The following is a 583-nucleotide window of genomic DNA, read 5'->3' as shown; positions in this document are numbered from 1 at the left end:
GCGTTAAATTGCATGGAGGGAGCCAGTGCATCACCGAGAAGTAACGGAAAACGATATCCCCAAGATTTGTAAGCTACCGGAGACACGAGAAGAGCTCTTCTACTGCTTTCCTAGGGCGTCTTTCCCATTGTCAGAAACCGGCTTGCGCCAGTGCATCGGAATGCGCTCCGACTCAACGGTCGTGGAATTCGCGGGGCGCGTAGTTGCATTCGCTAATTTTTACCGGTGGAAGGAAGGGCTATGTTCAATCGGTAACGTTGTTGTTGCGTCCGAGGTTAGAGGTTCTGGGGTCGGGAGTTATCTGATTAATCATATGCTCACTCTGGGGTTCGAGAAGCACCACGCCGAAGCGGTTTCAGTGTCATGTTTTAATCGAAACGCTGCAGGGCTGCTCCTTTATCCAAAGCTTGGTTTTCAGCCTTACGACATTGAGCAACGGGTCGATTATAACGGAGATCGGGTTGCACTGATTCACCTGAGGGTGGAGAGACATGCAATTTAACCAGACGGTCAACCGGACACCAAAAGCGTACCGCTTTTGGTTCCCTTCGCTGGCGCTCCGGTGCCGGTTACCTAAGCGTTA

General features: G+C 51.6%; 1 protein-coding gene. It reads left to right on the top strand.

Annotation, left to right across the window (positions count from 1 at the left end):
- Positions 1 to 25: 25 nt before the first annotated feature.
- Complete coding sequence (locus Q675_RS32070) at positions 26 to 502, top strand: GNAT family N-acetyltransferase (RefSeq protein ID WP_023011615.1); 477 nt, start codon at positions 26 to 28, stop codon at positions 500 to 502.
- Positions 503 to 583: the final 81 nt, after the last annotated feature.

This window comes from Marinobacter sp. EN3 (genome assembly GCF_000475315.1).
Taxonomy (GTDB): Bacteria; Pseudomonadota; Gammaproteobacteria; order Pseudomonadales; family Oleiphilaceae; genus Marinobacter; species Marinobacter nauticus.
This window is presented reverse-complemented; position numbering and strand designations above follow the sequence as displayed.